This is a genomic window from Brevibacillus sp. LEMMJ03, assembly GCF_007197875.1.
Taxonomy (GTDB): domain Bacteria; phylum Bacillota; class Bacilli; order Brevibacillales; family Brevibacillaceae; genus Brevibacillus; species Brevibacillus thermoruber.
On record NZ_VKJN01000029.1, the window covers coordinates 1 to 22,522 of the forward strand.

A 22,522-nucleotide genomic window follows, 5' to 3' on the forward strand; every position below is an offset into this window, starting at 1 on the left:
GCCCAGTTCAATACCGAGCTGAGGCTGCGTAAAGCAAGGGCTTGTTTTGAACTGTCCACTTGACGGGGATAAGACCATCTCGACGAGGGCCACATTGTTAATTCTTCAGTTCTGAATTGGTCAGTACCTCAATTTCCAGAATGCCATCCCTCTTCGAGATGTTTACCACCTCTGGAGCTGTCCGGTTTGGGGTTGTGACATCCCGTTGTCCGCGATACGAGTATTTGCCGTTACGTACCTCGAACGAAACCACATAGACAGCGTTGTCATCAAGATTGTCAAAGCGTACTTTCTTTGTGATCTCTTGGGAAACCCCTTCGATGGTTGCTGTCACGGCAAAGTTTGTTTGTGGTATCTCCACGTCAATCCAGGCTTTGCCGGAGTTGAGCTGACCATCGGCGACCAGATTGATCGATTGGATAAATTGTGCTGCTTCTTTACGGAATGCCTCTTCTTCTGTTGTCCCTTTCTTCGGAGTTTTAATCGAATACTGCTTTTCCTTCATTCTGGTGCCATCGCTCACCACGACCGTCAAGAGGTATTCCTTATCCCACTCAAGGTCTCCATATCGAACAGGCGTAGTATTTAAGAATTGGCTAATCCCGTTGACCGTCCCACGAACATCCATTCCTCTGGTGTTTGTCACGGAGACATCGACCCATGCCCCTTTATCGTCAGCATCCACCTGGTATACAACCCTGGAGAAAATGTCCTCCGCAGCTTTGTCAAATTCCTCATCGGGGTCAGAAGTGACAGGCATTGTTCCTGTCCGAAGTGTTTTGGATACCCATTCGGAATACTCGTGATTGGAAGACACAACCCGGGCTTCATAGGTGTACTCCGTATTCTCCTTGAGTCCGGTTTCTTCGATCAAGGTTCCATTTACGACAGGGTTTCCTCCTTTACGTTTAGCCTCGATCAAAACATCATCTGGATTCCCATTGAGGTCAACTTTTAACGTAATGCTCGTTGCGGTCACGTTTTGGACTTTCAAGATCGGCGGCGCCGGCTTGGTCCAAATGGTGATCGTATTTTTGTTGCTCATGACACTATTTTCGGCCCAAAACTCGTACGTGTACGGTCTTCCCGGCGAAACCGTATCATCTGTAAAAGTCGTGCCTGTAATCACTTTCGCCTCATCCCAATCGGAGCGTCTCACCTTGTAAACATGTGCCCCCTGCACAGGATTGACAACCAAGGTTATACTACGATCCGTACTATCTTGAGAAGCCAATGTAGGCATGGCTGGAGCCTGAATGAGTGTAAGAGGCTCCGAGTACAAAGTCTCAAGCCCTTTTCCATTTCGTGCCTTGATACGGACGTACACGGTTTCCGCATCTTGCAGATCAAGCGAGAACGTATCTCCGTCATTGTGTGGTGTCCAATCTTGCACGACATCAAAAACAGAGAAGTCGGGATCTCCCGACTTCTCTACTTTCATTTCCGTTCCCGATGGGTTATTCGTGTCAATTTGAACGGTGTGAGTATTTCCAGATACCCCGATTACATGCAACCTAGGTACAGTTGCCAAGGTCCATTCCTCTTGCTCAGCAACTATGGACGGATTGGCCGCCAATATCGTTTGAGCAGGTTGGCCAGCCAAGAATACAAGGGCCAAGCCAACTTTTCGCCAGCGCTGTTTCATCATGAAACCTCCTTATTCTGCATACCGTGCTTCCCCAAGCACCTTGTACTTCTTATTCGGCTGCAAACTCGTAAATGTGTGTTTCAGTTCAGAAGCTGCCCATCCTGTTCCTGCTTGTGCCCAATCCGTAGTAGCAACCTCCTGGCCGTTCTCATCCTGCAGAACAATCCGGAATTCAACATTCGTTGGATCCGAATTCGGTGTAAGGGTTACTGTGATCGAATCTTCTGTCGGAACAGTTTCTACTGTAGGAGTAGCCGGTACAGTTCCCGTCACCAGCTCGATCTCAGCCGTTTCCTTCGCATTCGGGTTTTGCGGATTATTTCGGGCTTTTGCGTATACCTTATATCTTCCGGGCGACAAAGAGCTAAAGTTGTAGGTAAGGTCTGTAGTCCAGTCACTTTCGTCAACGGCCGTACCATCGATTATGGTGATCCGATATTTGTATTGGGTCGTAGACGGATTCCCGTTTGCATCAATCGCAATGGTCAAAGACGATTCTGTGCTGTCAGTCACTCGCAAGTTAGCTGGAACCTTGGCATCCGTCCAGAGCTTCACTTTATCTGAGGGCACTGAATCACCTGTCGCATTAGCATGAACAATGTAAAACTCATATGCGGTATCCGGTGTTAAGTCGGCCAATGTTTTGCTCGTGTCTCCGTCGCTAATCGTAAGCTGTTGATCGTTGCTGTCAAACAGTTTGGTCGTCGTACCAGGCTCGTTCTCCCAGTTTACCGTGATGGTTTGGCCATCGACACTCCCAGTTGGTGCCGGAGGTTTTGCAGGTTTCGTCAGAAATTGACCGGTCAGGTACTCCCCGTTTGTCTTTGGAGGTGAATCCTGGTTGAACGACGATACCCGAAAGTAGTACATCTTGTTTCCCGCCAATCCTGAGACTGTCTCCTCCATGTCGTCAATGCTATTGTCTTGCACAACCGTCCAGTTGGTTTGATCTTCCGACACTTCGAGAGTATACCCTGTATTTGAAGGGTTTCCGTTCGCATCCCAACGCAAAGGCAGCGACGTATCTGTCGCTGCCGTTTTATCGAGTGTTAAGTTTGTTGGTGTTTTGGCCAAGGTTACAACGTTAATGGTGGTCGTAGAAACCCCACTTGCAGCGAATGAAAGTTGAGCAAAAGAAAAGCAACCTAACAACGTTAGAATTGCCATCTGACGTACTTTTTTCACAATACCCCACCCCTTACTTGAATCTGACGTCGACTTGAACATCATATATGGTGTTAGGATCAAGCCCTGAGAATGTATATTCTACTTCGTCAGTCCAGTTTGAATTTTGGACGATCTGCCCACTTTTGAGAATGCTAAACTGACGTTCTACAGGTTCAGGGTATGTTTGGGTGTCTGTTACTTTTACGCTGTCTTCCGACAACCCTACGACATTCACAATCGGATTGGGCGGGCCGATCGACGTAACGGAATGTGAAGCATCGCTCTGGTTACCCGCTATATCGATCGCTCTTGCATAGATGGTTGCATTTTTTGTCAGCGTGATCGGTTCAGTATAGGTCGTCCAGTTGCCATCGTCGATCTTATACTCCTTTATACTTGCATCGGACGGAAAGTTAATAGTGACGGTTTTAGAGACTGCCTGTCCGGTTGGATTTTCCGAAAAAGTTGGTGCTGCTGGAGGAGTTTTGTCCACCACAAAATTCCTGGATTCTATGCTGCTGATCCCCCCTTTATTATCCTCGGTCCAAACCTTCAACACATGGTTCCCTTCCGGGATTGTTGAGTCAATCGTGATGTCATTATTGAATGACTGTGGTGACCCAGAAGAAGTTTCTGTTGCAATGATTTGCGCGGGATTTGAATCAATTTGATACTTTACCGTGATCTCATCCCCAACATCAGCGTCGTTCACTTGCCCGGAAATTGTGTAAGTATTGAATCCGGGAATTTCAGACAGTGTGAGATTGTCCAGAGTTGTCAACGTAAGTGTTGGCTTTTTGTTAACTGTAAAGCTAACGGTCTGCTGCGACTGATTTCCCGCATTGTCTGTTGCCGTAACGATGAGGGTTTTAGCGCCACCCGTTGTAATCGCCGTTCCGGACGAATAAGCAGATCCGTTCAGTGTCGCAGTTACGGACGCGAGGCCAGAGCCACCGGAATCCGTTGCGGAGAAAGACGGTGCCACTGAGTCTTGGTAGGTCGAACCATTCGTTACCCCTGTGATCGTAATTACTGGGTTCGTTTTGTCCACCGTTATCGTCCCAGTGTAATTGGATGTGCTTACCCCTCCGTTTCCATCATCAGCTGTTACAACGATGTTGCTGTACGTTCCTTGCCCAATATTGTCATTTACAACATCCCAGATCAGACTCCAAGGCTTTGATGTAGAAGTATTGGTAACGGAAGTCGTTTTGGTTTTTCCGTTGATCGTGGCGCTAATAGTTACAGTGTTATTGTCTGTATCTGTGACTGTACCTGATATAGTGATGGTCCTACGCCCATCTACCGCAGAGACTACTTGACTGTTGCTTGGCGATGATATAACAAGTATTGGTGCGGAATTATCAAGGTATTGAACCGTAACAGTATACTGATAGTAGTATTGATATGTCCTCGTATCTGGCTTGGAAACGGTACCTTCATAATAATAATCCTGTTTGAACTGCGTTTCGCTTGCTCCAGTTGCTGTAGTACACGAACCTATATTAACAGGCCACGCATCAACAGCTTTTTTACTTAAAGTGCCTGAATAACCTTCGGAGTCAGGTCCGTAAGAAATCGTGCTAGGAGGATCACTTGTAAACTTGCACGATCCTGAGGATGCGTAATTATGATACGTATAGAAATACTTTCGAACTGGATTATAATTAGAAATCGTCTTGCTTCCAGCAGGTGACCCGCCCGTTTGCACTTGACGAGAAGGACTTCCGCCCGAAAGAGTCAGAGTCAGGGTATCCCCACTTAACGTGTATGAAACTGTACCAGTTTCGACGGATACGCTCACAACTGACTTTAGATTTGGAATTTTCCAAGTTTGAGTTTGTGTTCGTGAAGTACTCTCGGGAAACGTTTTTGATTGTGTTGCTGCCAATACCCGAGGTGACTCTCCATAAAACAAAGAGAAGGACACCAGCGCCATGACCATAAACCAAACCAATAGCCTAGGCCGTTTTTTTATGTTTTCCATACTCCTAATCCCCTTTCTTTATACTAAAGAGAAACTAGATCATATCCTCCCTTTGCGTCACTGGATAACTCCTTTCATCCGTAAATAGCGAACCATCATGGTCGCAGCTTCTGCACGCGTGGTGCTACCGGTGGAGCGAAAGGTTCCATCTGGAAAGCCCTTTAAGAGTCCAGCAGCAGCTACTTTCTTCACGTCAACTGGATATTTCATGGCACTTTCGTCTTTGAACGTCACATCTTGCGAAGAGACTTCAGGAACATCTACGGCTGTCCAGAGGGCAATCTCTTCGCGTGGAATCGCAGCATTAGGCGCGAAAAGCCGTTCCGAATATATGGCTGGATTGATGTTTTTGCGTACTACCAGAGATGACACCGGCCCGAAAAACCAGTCACTTGGCTTCACATCCGTAAAAACGGTTGTTTCCACTGGCTGAGGAACTGATGATGTCATTTTTAACACGCGCTCCAAAAGTGCAGCATACTCTGCTCTGGTGATGGCTTTTTCCGGCTTAAACGTTCCATCTGGATAGCCACGCAGTAAACCAAGCTGATTCATAAGCAGAATGTCGTTTCTGGCCCAATGGTTTACTGAATCCGTGGGTACCATGAACATCGAATCATTCTTACTATCTACTCCAGCATTGTCTCTGTTTGTTTTTTCTGTTTTTCTCAGAGGAACCGTTATAATTTTGGGGGCGGTTTCGGAATTAGGGACCGAAACCACCACAGTGATCTCATCTTCTTTGTACGAAAACACCAAATCTACAAAATTCCCCTCCTTGTCCACGATTTTATAAGTGCTCGTCCCTTCAGGAATTGATACCGTAGCCTTTTTTTCCGCAAACGCCAAAGAGTGGGCGCTTCCCACAAGGGAAAGCGCCAAAATTACTGCTAAAAACTTCTTCATGATTTTTTCCCTCCAAACAGCCTTGCAAAAAACCCTCGTTTCTCTTTAAGCGTAAATCCGGATACGAGCGACTCCATAACTCCGATGAGGGCAACAGAGAAGGGATGGGATTTATCTTCTTGTACCAGCACCTTCCCCTCATTGTGAATGGCCCGCATGCCGGCCGCCTCCGGCAGAAACCCGATGATGGACAACCCGTTGAGGTAGGCTTTGCATTTTTCCCTCGTCAGGGTATTCCGGTCTTTCTTCGTCGGCTCAAAGTTGACCAACACACTGATTTTTTCTAAGAATAGTTGCCGTCTGCTCCAAAGATCCAGATATTCCTGTGAATCCTTGATGGTTGCCAAATCATAGTCAACGACCAGCAGGGTCCTGTTCGCCATCGACATTGCCACGCTCAGGAGGTCTTGCCGCTCTGGCCCGATATCAATCACCACGTAGTCGAAAGTCCGGCTGAGATGGGTCAAAATGTAGCCGACAAGTTCGGGAGAGCAAGATTGTCCCACATTCACACCTGGCAGCACATACAGGCCGTTAGGATGCTTGACCACCAGTTTGGTGAGAATTACTTGATCTGTTACAAGCGCGTTGTTTTCGAAGTACGGCTCCCACGTTTTCAGATTTACTTCCGTCTTGATCCGCATTCGAGTTGCTACATTGCCGTGTGGGTGCATCAAGTCAACAAGAATGACCCGACCGTTTGCATAATCATGCAACAGCCGGGCCACGTTCATGGCAACAGTCGTTTTTCCGATTCCCCCCTTTGTAGAGGTAACCACGAACATCTGTCGCCCCCCGATGGGTCGGATGTGAAGTTCATCCAGACGTGTAAAGTTGACGGATACAGTCTCGGGTTGCTTGTCTATCGGAGGATGGAACTCTTGTTTTTCTTCCTTCCTTTGCTGCTCTTCATGGTCAATCGGTTCCGAAAACATTGACTGTTCTTTGCTCCGGGGAACCGAAGAAGATGGTCTTGTCCTGGGTACCAAGCGAATGACGTGTTCAACAGGCTTCGTATCCGTTTCTGTTTTATTTGTTTCATGTATAGCGGTGGAAATGTGATCCATACGATCCAGAAAGTCATGGGCACCATTCCGCAATGCTTCCTTCATTTCTTCGACGTATTGTTCGCTCTTGAGATTCCCAAGGACATACACCGTTGCATGATCCCTCAGAAGGGGTAGCAGAACCTTATCTTCTGGCCAGAGGAGATACACAATGGCATTTAGAGTTTCTTGCACATGGGCCAGCAGTTGATCAGGTGAAACAACCGTTGCGTCTTGATTCTTCAGGGGAACTGTAGAAAAAATGCGTTTTGTTTGAGTCGCAAGCATAAATACCTTCCTTTCGTTTGTTGTCTCATAGATTTTCAACACGAACAATTAACGTGCGCCACTCCCCTTTCGCCGGTGCTCGTATCTTTTGATCGCCGCCATACATCTTCCGTAGTACACCTCTCCACTCTCTTTTTGTCATCGGAGCTGATTTGTCATGTTTGATTGGCGCTACCTCGTAAGCAAGACCTAGCCGTTTGGCTGCATTCATCGCTGCAACCGTTAACGTTTGATGGGTCGTTCCGACGAATACCACCCTTTTTTTCGGATACGTTTTGGCGAAGTCGTACAACCGTTGCAAATCACGGGTGTACTGCCTCAATACCCGAACAGGTGTACTTTTTTGCTTTTCAACTGGTTCCATCAAATGAAGTTCAAACCAGATTTCGTCGTCGGACTCGTTATAGGGGATCAAAAACGTTCTCTCCAGGCCAATCCGCTTGGCTTCACGATAGTATCGTTTCTTGAGCGCGTCGCGTTTGCCAATCCCGTAAAAAACAAAAACGATGGCGCCAACATACAGAGGTGCTGCCAGGTACAAAAGAAACTTCCCTACATAAAAGTGAGAAAGAAAACAGATGACAGCGGTTGCCATCATCCCATAGAACAAACGATAGTCCCGTTTCTGCCATACACGCATGTCGTGCATCCTCATCCGATACCACTTCTCATGTACTGATGGAGTGGGTCCATTTGAATGATCTTTACCAATCGATCGCATAGCGCCTCATCTGAAAACGCTCGGGGGATACCTTTTGCAGTGTCCCCATAGGCCTTACGATCATAGGGAAGCGTTAACACAAGGAGAAGTGGAATCATATCTTGGGGATGACAAGCTTCCTCATATGCCATATTCCAAATCAATCCGGCAGGTTGGATTCCATCCAGCGACTTACTGATGATCACTTGCCGGGCATAATCAGAGTCTACGACTACGTACACAACTGCCCCTGGTGGGATATCATCTTTTTTGGCTGCTTCCACAATTAGTACACCAACCTTGGCGGAAGGTTTAGCATCCCTCCCTGCGACTGTAAGAGGGATGTCGGATAGCGTAAACGGAAACGTTGGCGCGTTAAACCAAAGTTTCGTCTTGCATGTAGTTGTACAATCCTTATACAAAACGGGAACCCGTAATCGTTTGGCTGCGGCAATGGCCGTATTCACGCCGACATATGTTTTTCCAGTCGCTTCAGGTGAATACAGCACGATAACCTTTTCCGGAGTCGCTTCTGGTTCTTTCTGGTGAACCTCAACAACCGATTTCTGGACCAATGTTGTCGTTTCGGGAGCTGTTGCGTTTTCCTTCCCGCGGGTTTCCCATTTCTTTCGGAGCTTTTCACTTACGTCCGTCATGGACTTGGCAATTCGGAATACTCGTTGGCTAATCGGCCGTTGGTAACTCTCCTGCTTTTCTTCTTCAGTCGTTACTAGCTTAATCTCTTTTGCCCGGTAGGTATCCTCAGAAGTAAGCTCCTCTTCCTGACGAAGAAGGTGTTTCACCTGTCTACGGGTTCCGGGATGATGAAGGGCGTCAATCACCTGATCCACCTTGATGGTATCCCCCATAATCAAATCATAGATTCCCAATCCAATCAGTCTTTCCAAAAAGGGATGACCTGGAGGGCGATCATTGAGGATCATGACAACACGAATCCCTTCTTCGACAATCGACTCCATGATTTTGAGAATGTTTGCCTCCGCCCCCACATGTCCCGCTTTCTGATCAAAACGAGAAGTCGGAATAGTTTCCGAAAACAATACAACGTCTGGTTTCAATGTAGGAACCATGGTGACAAGCTGTTCCGCATACAATGCCCTGCCGACTTCCAAAATGCCATCCTTTTTGCTCACATAATCATCCAGCGCTTCGTCCCCTGTGGCAAAAACAATTTTCAAGGCAATCACCTCACTGGAGGAATTCAATGAATTTGCGTAATAATGGGATGCCATGGATTGTTAAAAACAATCCTAGTACGACAAAGGCTATAAAGGACCAAATCCATGCCAGAATTTTTTTTAATCCGAAAAAAAACAGCAGCACCGATCCCAAAATGAGAAACGGTCCCACCATTAAGAGAAACTTCACGGATAGTTTCAAAGACAGTTCTGTTAACCATGATCGAATCACTTCTGTTTTTTTCTCCAACCAATCAAGGAACGCATCATTTTCCAAAGAGGACGACTCCTTTATGATAAACGTCCCTTTTTGACTTTCCTCCAATCCAGATAAAATGCGATTAGCCACGTCGTTTGGGGGCTGCTGCTCTTGTTCGGCATAAGCGACCGAGCTAAGCAACAACCAAACAATAATGAGACACCATCCCCACTTCTTCATACGCCCCTCCTAGTGTTTCATGATCCAGACCCGACGTTTTTGTCTTCCAAATTGCAAGGCATCTCCTAGCTCGGGCATATAGATATCAATTCGATTTCCCTTGATGTCACTGCCCACATCTTCGACCACGTAGTAGGGCTCCAATCCCTCGATCTTCACAATGCTACCCGCTGGAATAACCGCCCAATCGGCAGCGATTGTATGATTGGGACGCACTGGTTTCCCAGAAGCAGTGATCCCATACCCGGGATCTCCAGGCTCCTTTCCAGTTGATTCTTTGCCGGCCGTGTACGCAGTGATCTCAAACTCGCCCACATACTCCATCTTTTCTGTATCCGGATTGGAAATCTCGCCCCCTTCGAAACTGGGTTGTTCCCCGTAAACGTCCAGAAGACCGTCTGCTTTCATGAAGTCGATCCACTTGAGTGGATCCCGACGTTTTCCTCCGATGGTGACATCCATGTGTAGGTGAGCGCCGGTACTTCTCCCTGTACTGCCAACATACCCAATTACTTCCCCCTGCTGCACTCTCTGTCCAGGAGATACCACGTACTTACTTAGGTGAAGATAACGAACAACGATGTCCTGCGTACGATTATTTTCGTGGACTTGTGTATCCAGTTTTAACGCCACATAATTCCCGGCCGAGTCCGAGTGTTTCGCAATCTGCACGATCCCTGAGTTAATCGCCAGGACCGGAATATATTCGGGAACGCCCCAGTCGACCCCATCGTGGAATTCTCGTTTACCATAGAGTTCTCGGTAACAAAAACAACTTGTAATGGGCCACGTACTGCCATCCCAAAATGTCTTTCCCCTCACTTCAAAGTTTGGAGGCTCAATTTGAAAGTCCGGGTTGAGAATATAGATGGGGATCGATTGATAATAAACCGTGTACGCACTACTCAGGGAAGCTTGAGCCTTAACCAACTTCTCCTCATCTGTCTCTTCTCCACCCATGAAAAGATAAACGACTTCCTCTTTTTTGGTTCGATTGGTGATGTCGTCTAACCAGGAAGTGAGGAGATCATAGGACAAGAATAAAAACTTGGCCACCTTATCGACGAAACGATCTGTTAGGATGTCATCATTGATGTTATCTGAGAACTCCTCCACAATGGCGTACCCGTACCTCGGAATATATACTTTCATCCCAAGTTGAAGACCGTACGGGTTATCTTTGGCAACCGCTATCGTTCCGAATCGCGTTTCGCTTCCTCTTCGGGGAAGTGTACCTAGCGGTGTCCTGCCTTTATTGATACGCCACGAATTGTCGTAGACTTGAACTTTTGCATGCATGGATTCAATAAACTCTTTTGGCGTTCGTTCCGGCAGGAGAGCATACAAGTCGATTTCTCCCCGCTCATTTCTGGGGGCAGAACCAATTGGTGATCGGGCAATCACTTGTTGCATTTCCGGCGGCAGCAGGTACTTCACACGGGTATCTTTTAAGTCCCGATCAAACCCATAGGCTTGAAAAATAACGATGTCAACATTCTGGTTATCTTCCAAGCCATAGTGTCGAAGTGACTGTTTCAGTTTTTCATACGAAAAGTCCGTGTCTACGCGGGCCAACACCTCACGACATTTTTTGGTGCCGTCCGGCTGCTTCTCATAAACGGTTTGGTAATGATACTGATAGGTCCCGATATAGGTATGAGCAAAATCAAGCAGAATTCGGCCGTCACAAGCCTTTCGAAAACGAAATTCCGGCTTAACCAGCTCGTAGGTTTGGTTCAAATACTTTTCCATTTGCGAAAGATCATCGAAGTTGTAGGCTAGTTTGTCGATCGCAGCCAGAATGCCCCATGACAACTGATGATCGTACTGGTAGACCTGGGCAATTTCTTCTTCTGTCAAACTTTCTTTCCATGTGTCTGCTTTCTTTTCGTACGCCGCTTTTATTTCCAAACCGATTTTAGGATCAAAGTCATCTCTTCCGGTGAAGTTCAGCATTCCCCCTGTAAGATTGAACATCGAATCTAGGGTTAACATCACGAGAAGCACAATGACAATCAGTGGAATCATGCTCAAAATGAGAGAGAGTGCCATTCGTTTGACATAACGAAAAAGAAGGCGGGCCATGAGCAGGCCCACCTTTTTCAATCGTTCCATCATTCGTTACGGAATCTCCTTTGGAGTTCCGATCCATCTTCACCTTTTTTGAAACTGCTGATAATCAAGTGTGCCTCCCCCTTATTCTTTACTGTGTTTGCTGGAACCCCCAATTTTTCTAGTGTGTAGGCTTGTTTTTCAGTAACCGGATCAGCGAACCATGCGGGTTCAACGGGTTTAAACGTTTGTTGAAAGGTCGGCCGAAATGCCGTTCCTGATGAACTTTGGGGTGAACGATTCCCTTGAGATACGGCCCGGAAAGCGGCTTGTTGTGGTGCCGGGGTAAATACCGGTTCAATACGGTACTTCCTCACCGGAACGGATGGTCCGGAAGGCGACAAAGGAATCACCTTTCCGGTAACTTTTTCAAGATGCATTTTCTGCCCCTCTACGTTCATCCTTCCAGCCATAGCTTGTTGATAGTTTTCCGCTGCTCCTTAATAGGTTCGTTCCAGATCCTCGTATCGTGCACCTGCATGAGATTCTGCTCGCTGTACTCTCTGTGCAGCCTGGTTCACTTGATAGCCAGCTTCCAAATATTGCGCAAGGGAAGAACTCAGGCGATAACCGGCTTTTGTGAGTGTTTGAACATCTTGACTACGATACACAGGATTCACAGCCTGTTTCGCTTGCTGTAACTGCTTGAAGGCTTGTTCTACCTGCTGGCGAGCCATGTTCTTTTCCGGAGTGTTTGGTTTGATGGCTTGGTAATCGGCCAACGCCCTCTCATACGTTCGCTTGGCATCCTGAATTGTCTGGTTTGCATAAATTAACTGCGGCCGCGAACGGTGATACGCCTCTTCATGTTGTTGTAACAGATTTCTCGCTTTTACGCGTTCTTCCGGCTCCATTTGTTGATACACGGCGTCGAGGTTACGTTTGGCCTGCAGGTGATCTTGCTTCGCCGCAAAAACCGGGCTAATCTGGCTGTCAGCTTGGCGGAGAGCAAACGCCGCCTCCTCTTCTTGCTGACGGACCTCTGCCCACTTCTGTGGTAATTCCATCATCTGCTGGTAGGCTGCCGCCTTTTGGCGATGATAATCACGGTCCAAAAACGGAAGCCGAGATGCTACGCTGTGGAGACCCTTTCGTACTTCAGGTGACGACGCTGCCGCGGTGAATTGGTTGGCCGCATATCCGGAAAGTCTGGAACCCACTTTCGTTCCTGCGATCATACCGGGCGCACCTGCCAATGCCATTCCAGCCAATCCTCCAAATGCCCCTGCACTAAACTGGAATCCACGCCGCAAGAAATGTCCAATGGATTGCGTAAAGCTTTCTCCAGGTTGAGCCAATCCGCTTTGTTGATAAGCGTCACGTATCCCTTGAAAGCTTTGCATGGCTAATTTTCCTGTGTTCATTACACCCGCAATTCCAAGACCTGAAAGAGTCAGATAGGCCATCTTCCGTAACCAACCAGCTCCCTCATGGGCAAATCCGCCCCCCTGAAAAACTTCCCGTACAAAAGCTCCTGATGGAATGATCGCAAGCAATAAGACAGCCGAGTAAGCAATCTTCTCCACATCAGGTGCATCCTGCATGAGATTGAAGGCAAAACAGTACAGCAAGGCATGAACCGGCTGCGTGAACAGGTTGGTCAGCATTTCCCGATTCCACAAACCAAACAGATGACGTTTGGACGGAAAGTTTTGCAGCATCGCAATGATCGGGAACAGCACCAATAACCCCATGATGACAATCTTCTGCATGAAGTAAATAAAAAAGATCATCCCGTGCTGAGCCAGGGCGATCAATTTCAACATGGCTTCTGTTAACTTGTCATCAATGGTGTAATTCAATAATCCCTGCACGACAATTTCCGGATCAACCAGATTGGCAAACAGGGCAACAAATAGCATGGCGATATCGGAATAGATCCCCACGAGAAAGGGAATAAACAGGGTCGCCAATGCTGAAAGGACCATGGTGGAGATAATACTTCGGGCAGTAATGCGATCCTGAACACCGCTCGGGAACATCAGGTAGTTTGCCTGATATCCAACGATAATGACAGCACCTGCCCAAAAGATCCCCATCATGTAGTAGTAGATGTATTTAATGGTCTGCCAAGTATTTTCGTCAAACCGGTAGTAGGCAAAACGATCTTTGTCCTTAAATAGAACCTCTTCCGTACCGTCTTCGCTTTTCACAATTTCAAAGTTAAAGATTTGCCGCTCCGGCGGTGGAATTAATAGTTCTAACCATGCAGCTACCCGCTGAACGACGAATCCAACACTGCTACCCAGGAAGTTGGCGTCATTAAAGGCAATATCATACGCTGAAACACCGATACCGGTGATAATCGCTCCCCATTTTGCCTTGTCATAAACTTTCTTTGCTTTTTCCCCCGCTTTCGCTGCCTTATCCGTAATTTTTCCAAACCACCCGTCTTTGAAAAGTTTTCCGATCCAACTTCCGACAACCCCACCCTTACCGGCATCTGCCTTATACACACCGAATGTTGTCAGACCAACTCCGGTAAGCATGACGATGGCCACGGTGAGGATTACGACACGTCTCCACAATGCTTGCTCACCCCCCATGCTCTGGGAAGAAAATCTCTTGTTCCCAGGGAGAAAACTGTGTAACCACACGCACACTGTATTTCGGCTGCTTAATGATCGCGTGGTGAGCTAATCCCATCCCCAAAAATTCCAGTTCCCCTTCGGTTAGTTTGAACAGCTCGGCACATCTCTGCAGATCGCCTTCGTGTTGAGCAAAGATAATTTTCGTGTCGCTATTCTGAATGACAGCTCTTCCGTGTTCATTCTCATAAAACTTTTGGAAGTTCTGGGTTGCCGCAATCGGCCCTCCCTTTCTCTTGCGGAACCGCCGGAAATAGGTTTCCAGTGCCTTGGCAGAATACAGGTTTTTGAAGAGTTCCTGGCACTCATCCGCATCGACGCGGAACAGCGAACCATCGTCCAGATCGCGCTTTTTCAAAAAGCGGTTCTCCAGATAAGAAAGAACCACAATGTTCGCAATCGGTAATAACTCCGAATTGTGAAGATCCCTCAAGCCAAATCCCGCACAAGGGGCCTTTCCGAGCTCCACATTGGTTTGACAATCAAAGATCCCAAGGGTTCCCTTATCGGTAAAGCGTTCAAGGGTAAGTACGGTTCCTTGTAATTCGTTGATTCCTTCCGCGAGCGAACAAAACTCATGATAAAAGTTCCCAAATTGCGGCGGTTTCTTTTTTTGCTTGGTGACGAATTGTCCATTCTGAGGATCAAAGTAAGCATCATGATACAAACTTCGTGGATCTTCCGCAATCCCACACTTTTCATACGCCCTGCGCCACGCTCGGTCCATATATGCTGCAATTACCTTATGATCAGCACTGTCCGTTAACCCCGCCATCGCTGCTGACAGGTTGACCATATCCTCGATTTTCCCCTGTAGATCCACAATCAAGCCACGCTCTTTGTGGTGTTCTACCTCGATGTCTGCCGGGTTAAACCGCAAATCGGAGTAACGGCTAATCGGCAGGTAGACACCTCCCAAGGTTTCAATGGTTTTTTTCAGGTCTCCTTCCTGGTCAATCACCGCATGATAAACGCCGTAAGGCACCTCCCCAGCAATGATCTTTTGAAGCATGGCGGTTTTCCCTGTTCCCGAAACACCGATCAAAGAGATTCCAAAGTTATTCACGTGCTCCTTGTTAAACCCGTCAAAAAGGACAGGAGAGCCAACGTCATAGTTTAGTCCCAATATCGGGCCATCCTCATGCGGCCAATCCGATACGGTGAAGGGATACAGGTTGGTTCCCGCAGCCAAATTCATCTCCTTCCACGCTTCTTTTCGCTTGATGGCCAGAGGACTAACCGCTTTGAACATCAGGTCATGCTCATGGTCTGCCGGCTTGAGGCAGTCCTTGGTTCCGCCAAACTTTGACATGAGGCGGTCTGCCTTTTTTTCTAACTCTTCCTGGTTGTTGGCCGCCAAAATGATGAAGTTATCGAAGTAGATAATGCGATCTCGATTGTTATCAATATCAGACCGCAATTGCTGGAGCATGGCCAGCTCCTCCTGCTTGGAGAGTACACCACGGCTGGACGCTTGCTTGGCACGATCAATGAGTTTGGATTCGATTCCTTCGATTCGGTTCGTTAGCCAAGACAAAATCTTGTCTTTATCAATAGGGGCGATATATTGGATGAAGTCAATATCCCCCGGGAAACTCACAAGCGGGTGAAGATATCCAAAGTCAATTTCAGATGGCCACCCGTCTACAAAAAACGATTGGATGTACCTCTCTCCTACCTGAATGTACGTAGCAGGTGAGAGATCAGCAGAGTTTGGAGCCAACACTTCAATAAAATCATGGATCGGACGATATTCATCATCCTTCTCCTTCTTGGCCGACCGGGTGAACTTGACTTTTGTTTTCAGGTTAAGCAAACGCGGGCACCCCTCTCACAAACAAGCTGTGAAATCCCTTTTCGTAGAGATCAACACCCGAGATGTACTTGGACTGTTTTTTATTGCACCAGGCATGGAGAATGTCGTATACGTCCGGAGTCTCCAGACGTTTGTACCGTCGTACAAATCGCTGGATACGCCCCAAAGACTCTTCGATGCGATCATCGAGAAAGTCATTGGCTTTTTCCGGTGATCGAGTTGGGTCATCCAACGGAAACACAAGAAAATTACGGCGAACCGGCAGGTTTCTCGATGCCAGCAACTCGCGATTGAAGTGTTCTTGCTCCATCAAAAACGCCTCCGTCATTGAACCGGAAGCGTTATAGGTACGGACAAAATTGATCCGATTTTCTCTTTGTCTTTTCATCACTTCTTCCAGGTCAACTTGGCGACTCTGGATATACAAAGCAATCTCAATCTCCAATGTCCGTAAGAAATCCTGCCACCCCAGATAAACATTCCGTAATTCTTTTTCCGAGCAATGCGTTAAGGGTATGGGGAAAATCTCCAAATACTTTCGGTAACGGCCGTTTGAAAGGATCACAAGTCCATCCTGGACATCTTCCAGTTCCAGATACTCCGGCCAACTAATGCTCTTTCTGGAGTCCAATGTATCCTCTCCTTTCCCTTCGAATCACCCTCTTCGGTCTCAACCGGAACAAGAATCGGCGCCACCACACGATCCACGGAGATTCCCCTTTGATTTTTCGAAACATGAGATATCCCCCTGCTATGGGAAACAAGGGGACAATCTCATACAATCCAATGGAAATGGAGACAAGCAATCCGGTAAACGATACAATGCAAATGATCCATTGTGTGTTGGACAAGACGAAAAGCGGGATGTCGTTTTTTATCCCTTTTGGTACTTTTGCACGCATCGGATCCACATCCTTATTACGGCTGCAGCATGTTGTAAATGACCTTGGCTAACGTAACCAGGCTTGCGATCAACAGTAACGCGATAATAATCCCGAAACCCCATGTTTTTGCGGTCTGTCGTGCGTTTTGCCCCAAGGCGATGAAGTTAAGAAAGAACCCTAGCAACGCACCAGAAATGACGGATGAAGCTAAAGCTATTCCGATCACCCAGTTAAAGATTTTGTTGATCAACTTGCTAAAATCATTTTCGGGATTTCCTTCGGCCAGTCCAAATGGATCAAAATGTGGTTTGCCGTTTACCTTTGCATAGGCTACTTGAGCCTGATGAATTGGGACAAACAGTGACGAGAACAAAATGGCAACGAGCATCAGAATCTTGACTGATCGGACAGTCCAGCTCATACGAATTCTCCTTTCCTTTTGTCTACAATAAAAAATGTCGAGGCTAGCTACGAAGAAACATCCTCCCTCCTTTCACGTATAAATTGCAGCACCCCTCACAAATAGAAAAAGCCCGGTATCTCTTGAATACCAGGCATCTAATGCAACGACTCCTAAATCGAGAGATATGACTGAATAGTAATCCAAGCAGTGTAGAAAATCGCCCCCCATTGGACTATCAGCCGCTCTGCGGTTGAACCAGTCTGAAAAAGCGTTACACCGAAGCGTCTTGAGCTCAACGGAGAAAACAGCGCAATCTTTTCAGAAATGAAATCCAAGGCGAGATGAGAACCGTACCCAATCAGGGCCGGCATCCACAAGTTAGGTTGATACGACCAAGCAAACGCTACAACGACGCCGATCCCCACAAAGCCATGTGTGGGGCTTTCCCGGTTTTTCACAAGCACCAGTAAAAGCAGAACAAACCCAATAGCCATGAATAACAGTTCGTGCTTTCCCCATCCGTAATAAACCAGCATCCCTCCTACCACCAAGAAAACAAAGGGGCGGAGCCAAGAAGGAACGAAGGGCATTAACATCCCACCCATTCGACTTCTTGGCTCCGTTATATCAGGAAGTAACGATGTAAAAATGACCGTGCCCAGTCCCATTACCCATAGCGGCAATGCATCCCATTGATGCGGTAGCTTGTACGAGCAGTACGCTGCAACCGCAACAGTCATGTGTGTGCGTCCTAGCATGGCAGGCTCTCCTTCAGGTTAAGTAACTGCTTATTGATATCATCTAACTTTTCCCGTAGAATGGCCACTCGTTCGGGAGGACATGTACATAACTCTCGCTTTAACTTGGCTCGCTCCGAAAGCAATCGTTGAACATGACTGTTGATCTCAAACAAAATCCCCATCGAATAAGCCTTCTTTCACTTTTCGTGCACAAAACAAAAAGCCCTTTGCAACAGGGCCCCTACTTCAAAGCGAGTAACCGACCAAATACGGTATCGAACATGTCAATTTTAGATTCTGCCGCTTTTTTTGCTTCCTCAAGTGATCCAAATGTTTTCCCGTCATCCAAGGACCGATACTTTTTTGGAGATTCAATCTCAAAAACGTAGGTTTGGGAATCACGACGAAATGTAACCTTCCCTCGATACCCCTTTTTCTTGAACGTCCACTCAACAGGCTCTAAATACGGAAAGTCACGTAAGGTCACGGGAATTAATTTCAATAGTAATACCCCCAATCATCATACAAAAATGGATGATTTTGAGATGTTTGAGCAATAAAAATATCGCTTTTTCAAGCGAGACTAAATGTGCGTATAATTTAAGCACTTGCATATTGTCAAGATATAGCATAAATCATCATGGGAATGTTTGCAAGTATCAAATTACCAGAAACTCACCATGACAAATTGTTCCGTCTCTTGTCCGCCTCCCACCTGAGGAACAGGACTGAATGACACCTCCTGATCCTCTTCCTGTTGTTCTCGATCAAGCCGTTCAAACTGGAAATGGCGAAGATTTGCAAGGAGACTTCTTACCTTCACACAATATTTGAACAAGCGTGTTTTTTTAACCTGCCATTGGCCACTTGCCTGCTTCATCACAAGTGAATTTGTACCGAGGAACTTAACCGCTGTAATGCTGCGGACGAGTATTTCTTCAAGCAGCATCTGGAGCGCATAATAGGACGCCTCGTTCCGATCAAGCCCCTCAACACGTTTTTGAAATTCCCACACCCTTTCACCTTCCGGAGAGATTAACCACGCAACAGCGTACAGACTCTTATTGTTCCGGGTGATGTCAAAGCAACCTGTATACATCTTGTCCTGCACCATCCTTTTTTTCCTCCTTACAGATTTCGAACCCTCGCCATCGTACCTTGAAGATTGATCTTTGGCCGAGCTATTGCGTAATAGTCGTCCCCATTGTGTTCAATTCTGGTTCGTACCCAGTATCCGCCGTCCTCTTCTTCGTTCACCAATATTTCGCTGATCTCTCCGCAGGTGAAGTAATGATCCTCGTCGATGGCATATCTACCGCTGCTATTTTTGTACAAGCGCCCCTGAGCAGTAACCTTACCGTTCAAGTAGCTAAGATCATACAAAGCTGCTTCCAAGTTTTCTGTAACTCTGTACAAAAGATGATATGTCAGTCGCTCATCAGCAGATAAAACGCTCGGCTCAATATTTTCCAGGCATCGATTCACCTGCTGAACGGTAACCGATAATGGCAGTTTCTCCAGTAAATCTTTCATGTGATTGATTTTGTCCATTGTTCTCATCCTCTCTTGTTTTTCAGTTTGAAGTTGCTCGGCAATATCCTTAAAAACATCCTTCGGCCTCAGCACTTCATAATCGAAACCTTTACTTTGAAGGGTCTTCTTTGACAATTCAGCTCCTTGTTCGCCCGCCTCGTCATTATCACGGACAACGTAAATCTTCACGTCTTTTCCAACAACCCTCTCTATCAGGCACGCTTGTTCTATGGATAGATGTGAAGCTTGCATGGCCGCAGCCGGTACCCGAAGCTCTTGACGCAATAAGATCGCATCAAATCCCCCCTCTACCAAATAGAGTGTCTTGCTGCGTTTTGCCTCTTCCAACACTTCATAAAGACCAAATAAAACAGCCCCTTTTTGAAAGAGGCTGTCGTCAGGCGTATTACGGTATCGTTTTTTTGAAGTGGGAACGATGGACCGATACGTAAACCCAAGCACATCTCCTGTTACTGCGTCTCGGTTGGGGAATACGATACTGTTGGTCTTCTGATCCCATCCAATGCCATACATTCGGATGGTATTGGCATCCAATCCCCTTTCTTTTAGATAGTTCTGAGCATCATCGGAGAGACAAAGATCGGAAGCATACTTATGGGCCTGTTCCCGTCGTTGCATTTTGAGGAGACTATTTGAAACGATGGTCGTCTCCCGCTTGTGCATTGTTTGACTACGGATTCTCCTGGATTTCCCCCAATCAAGCCAAGCACGATAAGCCTCCTCTGGTTTTGCTAAGAGGACTCGGGTATCGTCTTTTTGCAATAGCTGTCGGACGTCCTTTAGCACCTTCCGTACTGCGTCTCCAAAGCGCATTCCGTACATGTGTCGGACCATCTCCGCAGCATCGCCCGAAATGGAGCAAGCATGACAGTACCAGATGCCTTTTTCCCTGTTGGCATACATACTTGGTTCGGTATCCCCATGTAGCGGGCACAAGCAGGGATGCTCACCCGATCGATTTTCCCTTTGAACCGTAATCCCAAGATGGTGGAGATATACCGGAAGGTCAATCCACTCACGTATCCATGTTGCAGTAGCTCGAACACGGTCCGTGGAAACTCTCGCTGGCAAAATCAATACATTTGCGAGAGAGACTGCAGTGATTTCACCCTCGTCACGATCAAATGGATTTAGAGCCGTGGTCCCCGCCTGCTGATTGACCAACGTTGCAGGATTAACACACGCGCGCGTAACCAACTGGGGTACTATATGGTTTTCTATATAACTTACATTAGTAGCAGCCGGTTCTTGTGCAACATTGCCAGCTGTATCCACGCACTTGAGACTTGGGCCGAATGCAACATGGCTTTCCATTTCCGCTGCAACATTAGGAACTATCTGCTCCATTTTGGCATTTCCTCTGCCCCCTTTTTTCGACTCTAACCTCCTCTTCTTTTCTCTCAGAATCGTCTTGGATGCAACATTACTGTCCCGTGCTTTCCTCGGGAATACTTTGACCTGTGATACATCCTCGTGCCACTCACCTATCTTCTCAATTTTGATTCCTTCGCATGTCCGTTTTGTCCGAATCAGATTGGCAATCTCAAGTTTCCGTATGTTCCGCCAAACGGTTGCTCTGTGTACTGCAAACACATCTGCAACATCATGGATACGAACGAGGAAATGGTTGACCAAATACACATAAAATTGGTATAATTTATTTATATTCATAGCGGAATTAGAAAGGGACTAGCGGCATCTAGTCCCTTCTTTCTTTCCTCCTTTCTTTTTGTTCATACCGTTTTATTCCCCATGCCGCCTTCAACTAAAAACCAGCCTCGACGAGTGCCAGTTTTCTGAGCCGTCGCTTTGCCTTCTGGCTGGCTTTGGTTTTCACGAACTTGACGCTACGGCTGGCTGGACGGAACACTTTGACGATCTCGTCCGGGCGCCGGAGGATTTGTTCCTCGTAGAAAACCTCACCCGTTTCCGGGTCAACAAATTGTCGCACTACACGTCACCCACCTCCATGAAAAAAGCACCACGTGGGTGCTGTCAAAGATAATAATCAATAATCTCTCTTAGCATAGTCATGATAAGAAATAGCTGAGCACTCATGGTTTAAACATACATACACAGCCACTTTCTTTCCATTTCTTTCGTAAACATCTTGAAGTTTCATCAAACCGTTATTGCATTTTTGACATGGAATAAACACAGCGCTCCCTCTCTTTCTCCCATTTTGAGGTAAGACCGTTAACTTGTCCATAAGGCAAGCCCCACTTCCTTCGGCAGGGGCCTCCGCCGCGATCCAATCCTTATGTCTGCTGCGGTCACAGGCTTTAGAGGTAGTGCAGCCGGGCACGGAGGTGACTGCCCACCGACAAGCATTTGCCCCTGCTTGCCGCCAATGGGACGTGACACTGCACACTTGGGGGAGGATTGGCGTATACGAATATGATATGCACTGGACGGGGAACAAGTATACGCAGTGGCCTACCCTCGCAGATGTTACTTCCCCGTGCGCTGCGCCTCCAGTTTTCGTTGCCATTTGCATTTTTCTTTTTCTCGGAATGCCAGCACGCAGTCTTCCCACTCTTTGACCGGCAGGGTGATCTTCACCAGAACCATCTCACCACGTCCTTCCATGCCTACGCTCTCTGCGATTGCGTGGGTGCTGCTGATTGAAAGGCGCCAACCAGCGTGATAGTTTCAAAATCCATTTCATGGTGCTTTCCTCCAACAAAAAACCACCCAACATCTGCCTGGGCGGCTGATGATTATGTCCAGGGCGGCTTTGGTTTTTCACCACGTAGCCGTGCGTTGAAATACGCTGTCCCCTCTTCTTGAGATACCCGACCGGTCAGCATCAGGTGTGCCAGCTTGTCAAACTCGTTATATCCCGGCCACAGGCAGCCCATTTCGTCTTCGTAGTTGTCCTCAGGTGATTGTTCAGCAACCACCTCAGCTTGGTCGCGCTTAAGGCAATACGGACAACCGACTTCCCGGTCCTGAGCGTCCTCCTGGATGACCAGTCAACCTTTTTCGCAGCGATGGCACTGCCACTTTTGGAGAAGCAGCATGGTGTTTGCCTCCTTCAAAAAG

At 47.2% G+C, this 22,522-nt stretch carries 18 protein-coding genes; all 18 read right to left on the bottom strand.

Translation table 11 applies throughout. The features are described from left to right. Nucleotides 1-97 precede the first annotated feature (97 nt). Complete coding sequence (locus tag FOI68_RS21795) at nucleotides 98-1,645, bottom strand: fibronectin type III domain-containing protein (protein WP_143864297.1); 1,548 nt, start codon at nucleotides 1,643-1,645, stop codon at nucleotides 98-100. A 12-nt stretch (nucleotides 1,646-1,657) separates the two neighbouring features. Beyond that, on the bottom strand, nucleotides 1,658-2,833 hold the full coding sequence (locus tag FOI68_RS21800) for a fibronectin type III domain-containing protein (RefSeq protein WP_185974012.1): 1,176 nt from the start codon (nucleotides 2,831-2,833) through the stop codon (nucleotides 1,658-1,660). Between the two features lie 13 nt (nucleotides 2,834-2,846). Continuing rightward, a complete protein-coding gene (locus FOI68_RS21805) occupies nucleotides 2,847-4,802 on the bottom strand; it encodes a hypothetical protein (protein WP_143864299.1) in 1,956 nt (651 codons plus the stop codon). 57 nt (nucleotides 4,803-4,859) lie between these two features. Further along, nucleotides 4,860-5,708 (bottom strand): S-layer homology domain-containing protein, encoded by an 849-nt coding sequence (locus FOI68_RS21810; protein ID WP_143864300.1) that lies wholly within the window; start codon nucleotides 5,706-5,708, stop codon nucleotides 4,860-4,862. After that, the gene (locus FOI68_RS21815; RefSeq protein WP_143864301.1) at nucleotides 5,705-7,042 is read right to left on the bottom strand and encodes a CpaE/TadZ family protein; all 1,338 of its coding nucleotides are present in this window, start codon (nucleotides 7,040-7,042) and stop codon (nucleotides 5,705-5,707) included. Before FOI68_RS21815 ends, FOI68_RS21810 begins: the two co-directional genes overlap by 4 nt. Nucleotides 7,043-7,067: 25 nt before the next feature. Beyond that, nucleotides 7,068-7,682: a hypothetical protein gene (locus tag FOI68_RS21820; protein ID WP_143864302.1), complete on the bottom strand. Its 615-nt coding sequence runs from the start codon at nucleotides 7,680-7,682 to the stop codon at nucleotides 7,068-7,070. 11 nt (nucleotides 7,683-7,693) lie between these two features. Further along, complete coding sequence (locus tag FOI68_RS21825; RefSeq protein ID WP_143864303.1) at nucleotides 7,694-8,941, bottom strand: hypothetical protein; 1,248 nt, start codon at nucleotides 8,939-8,941, stop codon at nucleotides 7,694-7,696. A gap of 10 nt (nucleotides 8,942-8,951) precedes the next feature. After that, on the bottom strand, nucleotides 8,952-9,380 hold the full coding sequence (locus FOI68_RS21830; RefSeq protein WP_143864304.1) for a hypothetical protein: 429 nt from the start codon (nucleotides 9,378-9,380) through the stop codon (nucleotides 8,952-8,954). A 9-nt stretch (nucleotides 9,381-9,389) separates the two neighbouring features. Further along, nucleotides 9,390-11,498 (bottom strand): peptidoglycan DD-metalloendopeptidase family protein, encoded by a 2,109-nt coding sequence (locus tag FOI68_RS21835; RefSeq protein ID WP_143864305.1) that lies wholly within the window; start codon nucleotides 11,496-11,498, stop codon nucleotides 9,390-9,392. Continuing rightward, entirely contained in the window at nucleotides 11,495-11,872 is a 378-nt protein-coding gene (locus FOI68_RS21840) for a hypothetical protein (RefSeq protein WP_185974013.1), read from the bottom strand. Before FOI68_RS21840 ends, FOI68_RS21835 begins: the two co-directional genes overlap by 4 nt. Before the next feature lie 60 nt (nucleotides 11,873-11,932). Next, nucleotides 11,933-14,020, bottom strand: a complete 2,088-nt coding sequence (locus tag FOI68_RS21845) for a hypothetical protein (RefSeq protein ID WP_143864307.1) — start codon at nucleotides 14,018-14,020, stop codon at nucleotides 11,933-11,935. 7 nt (nucleotides 14,021-14,027) lie between these two features. Further along, nucleotides 14,028-15,896: a VirB4 family type IV secretion system protein gene (locus tag FOI68_RS21850; protein WP_143864308.1), complete on the bottom strand. Its 1,869-nt coding sequence runs from the start codon at nucleotides 15,894-15,896 to the stop codon at nucleotides 14,028-14,030. Continuing rightward, nucleotides 15,889-16,527: a hypothetical protein gene (locus FOI68_RS21855; RefSeq protein WP_143864309.1), complete on the bottom strand. Its 639-nt coding sequence runs from the start codon at nucleotides 16,525-16,527 to the stop codon at nucleotides 15,889-15,891. The genes FOI68_RS21850 and FOI68_RS21855 overlap by 8 nt, the downstream gene beginning before the upstream one ends. Nucleotides 16,528-16,814: 287 nt before the next feature. Continuing rightward, a complete protein-coding gene (locus FOI68_RS21860) occupies nucleotides 16,815-17,201 on the bottom strand; it encodes a hypothetical protein (RefSeq protein WP_044899194.1) in 387 nt (128 codons plus the stop codon). 152 nt (nucleotides 17,202-17,353) lie between these two features. Next, nucleotides 17,354-17,941, bottom strand: coding sequence for a metal-dependent hydrolase (locus FOI68_RS21865; RefSeq protein ID WP_143864310.1), 588 nt, complete (start codon nucleotides 17,939-17,941; stop codon nucleotides 17,354-17,356). Between the two features lie 646 nt (nucleotides 17,942-18,587). Further along, complete coding sequence (locus FOI68_RS21870) at nucleotides 18,588-19,037, bottom strand: reverse transcriptase-like protein (protein ID WP_143864311.1); 450 nt, start codon at nucleotides 19,035-19,037, stop codon at nucleotides 18,588-18,590. Between the two features lie 14 nt (nucleotides 19,038-19,051). Next, nucleotides 19,052-20,824 (bottom strand): DUF5348 domain-containing protein, encoded by a 1,773-nt coding sequence (locus tag FOI68_RS21875; protein WP_185974014.1) that lies wholly within the window; start codon nucleotides 20,822-20,824, stop codon nucleotides 19,052-19,054. 418 nt (nucleotides 20,825-21,242) lie between these two features. Further along, entirely contained in the window at nucleotides 21,243-21,428 is a 186-nt protein-coding gene (locus tag FOI68_RS21880; RefSeq protein WP_143864313.1) for a hypothetical protein, read from the bottom strand. Nucleotides 21,429-22,522: the final 1,094 nt, after the last annotated feature.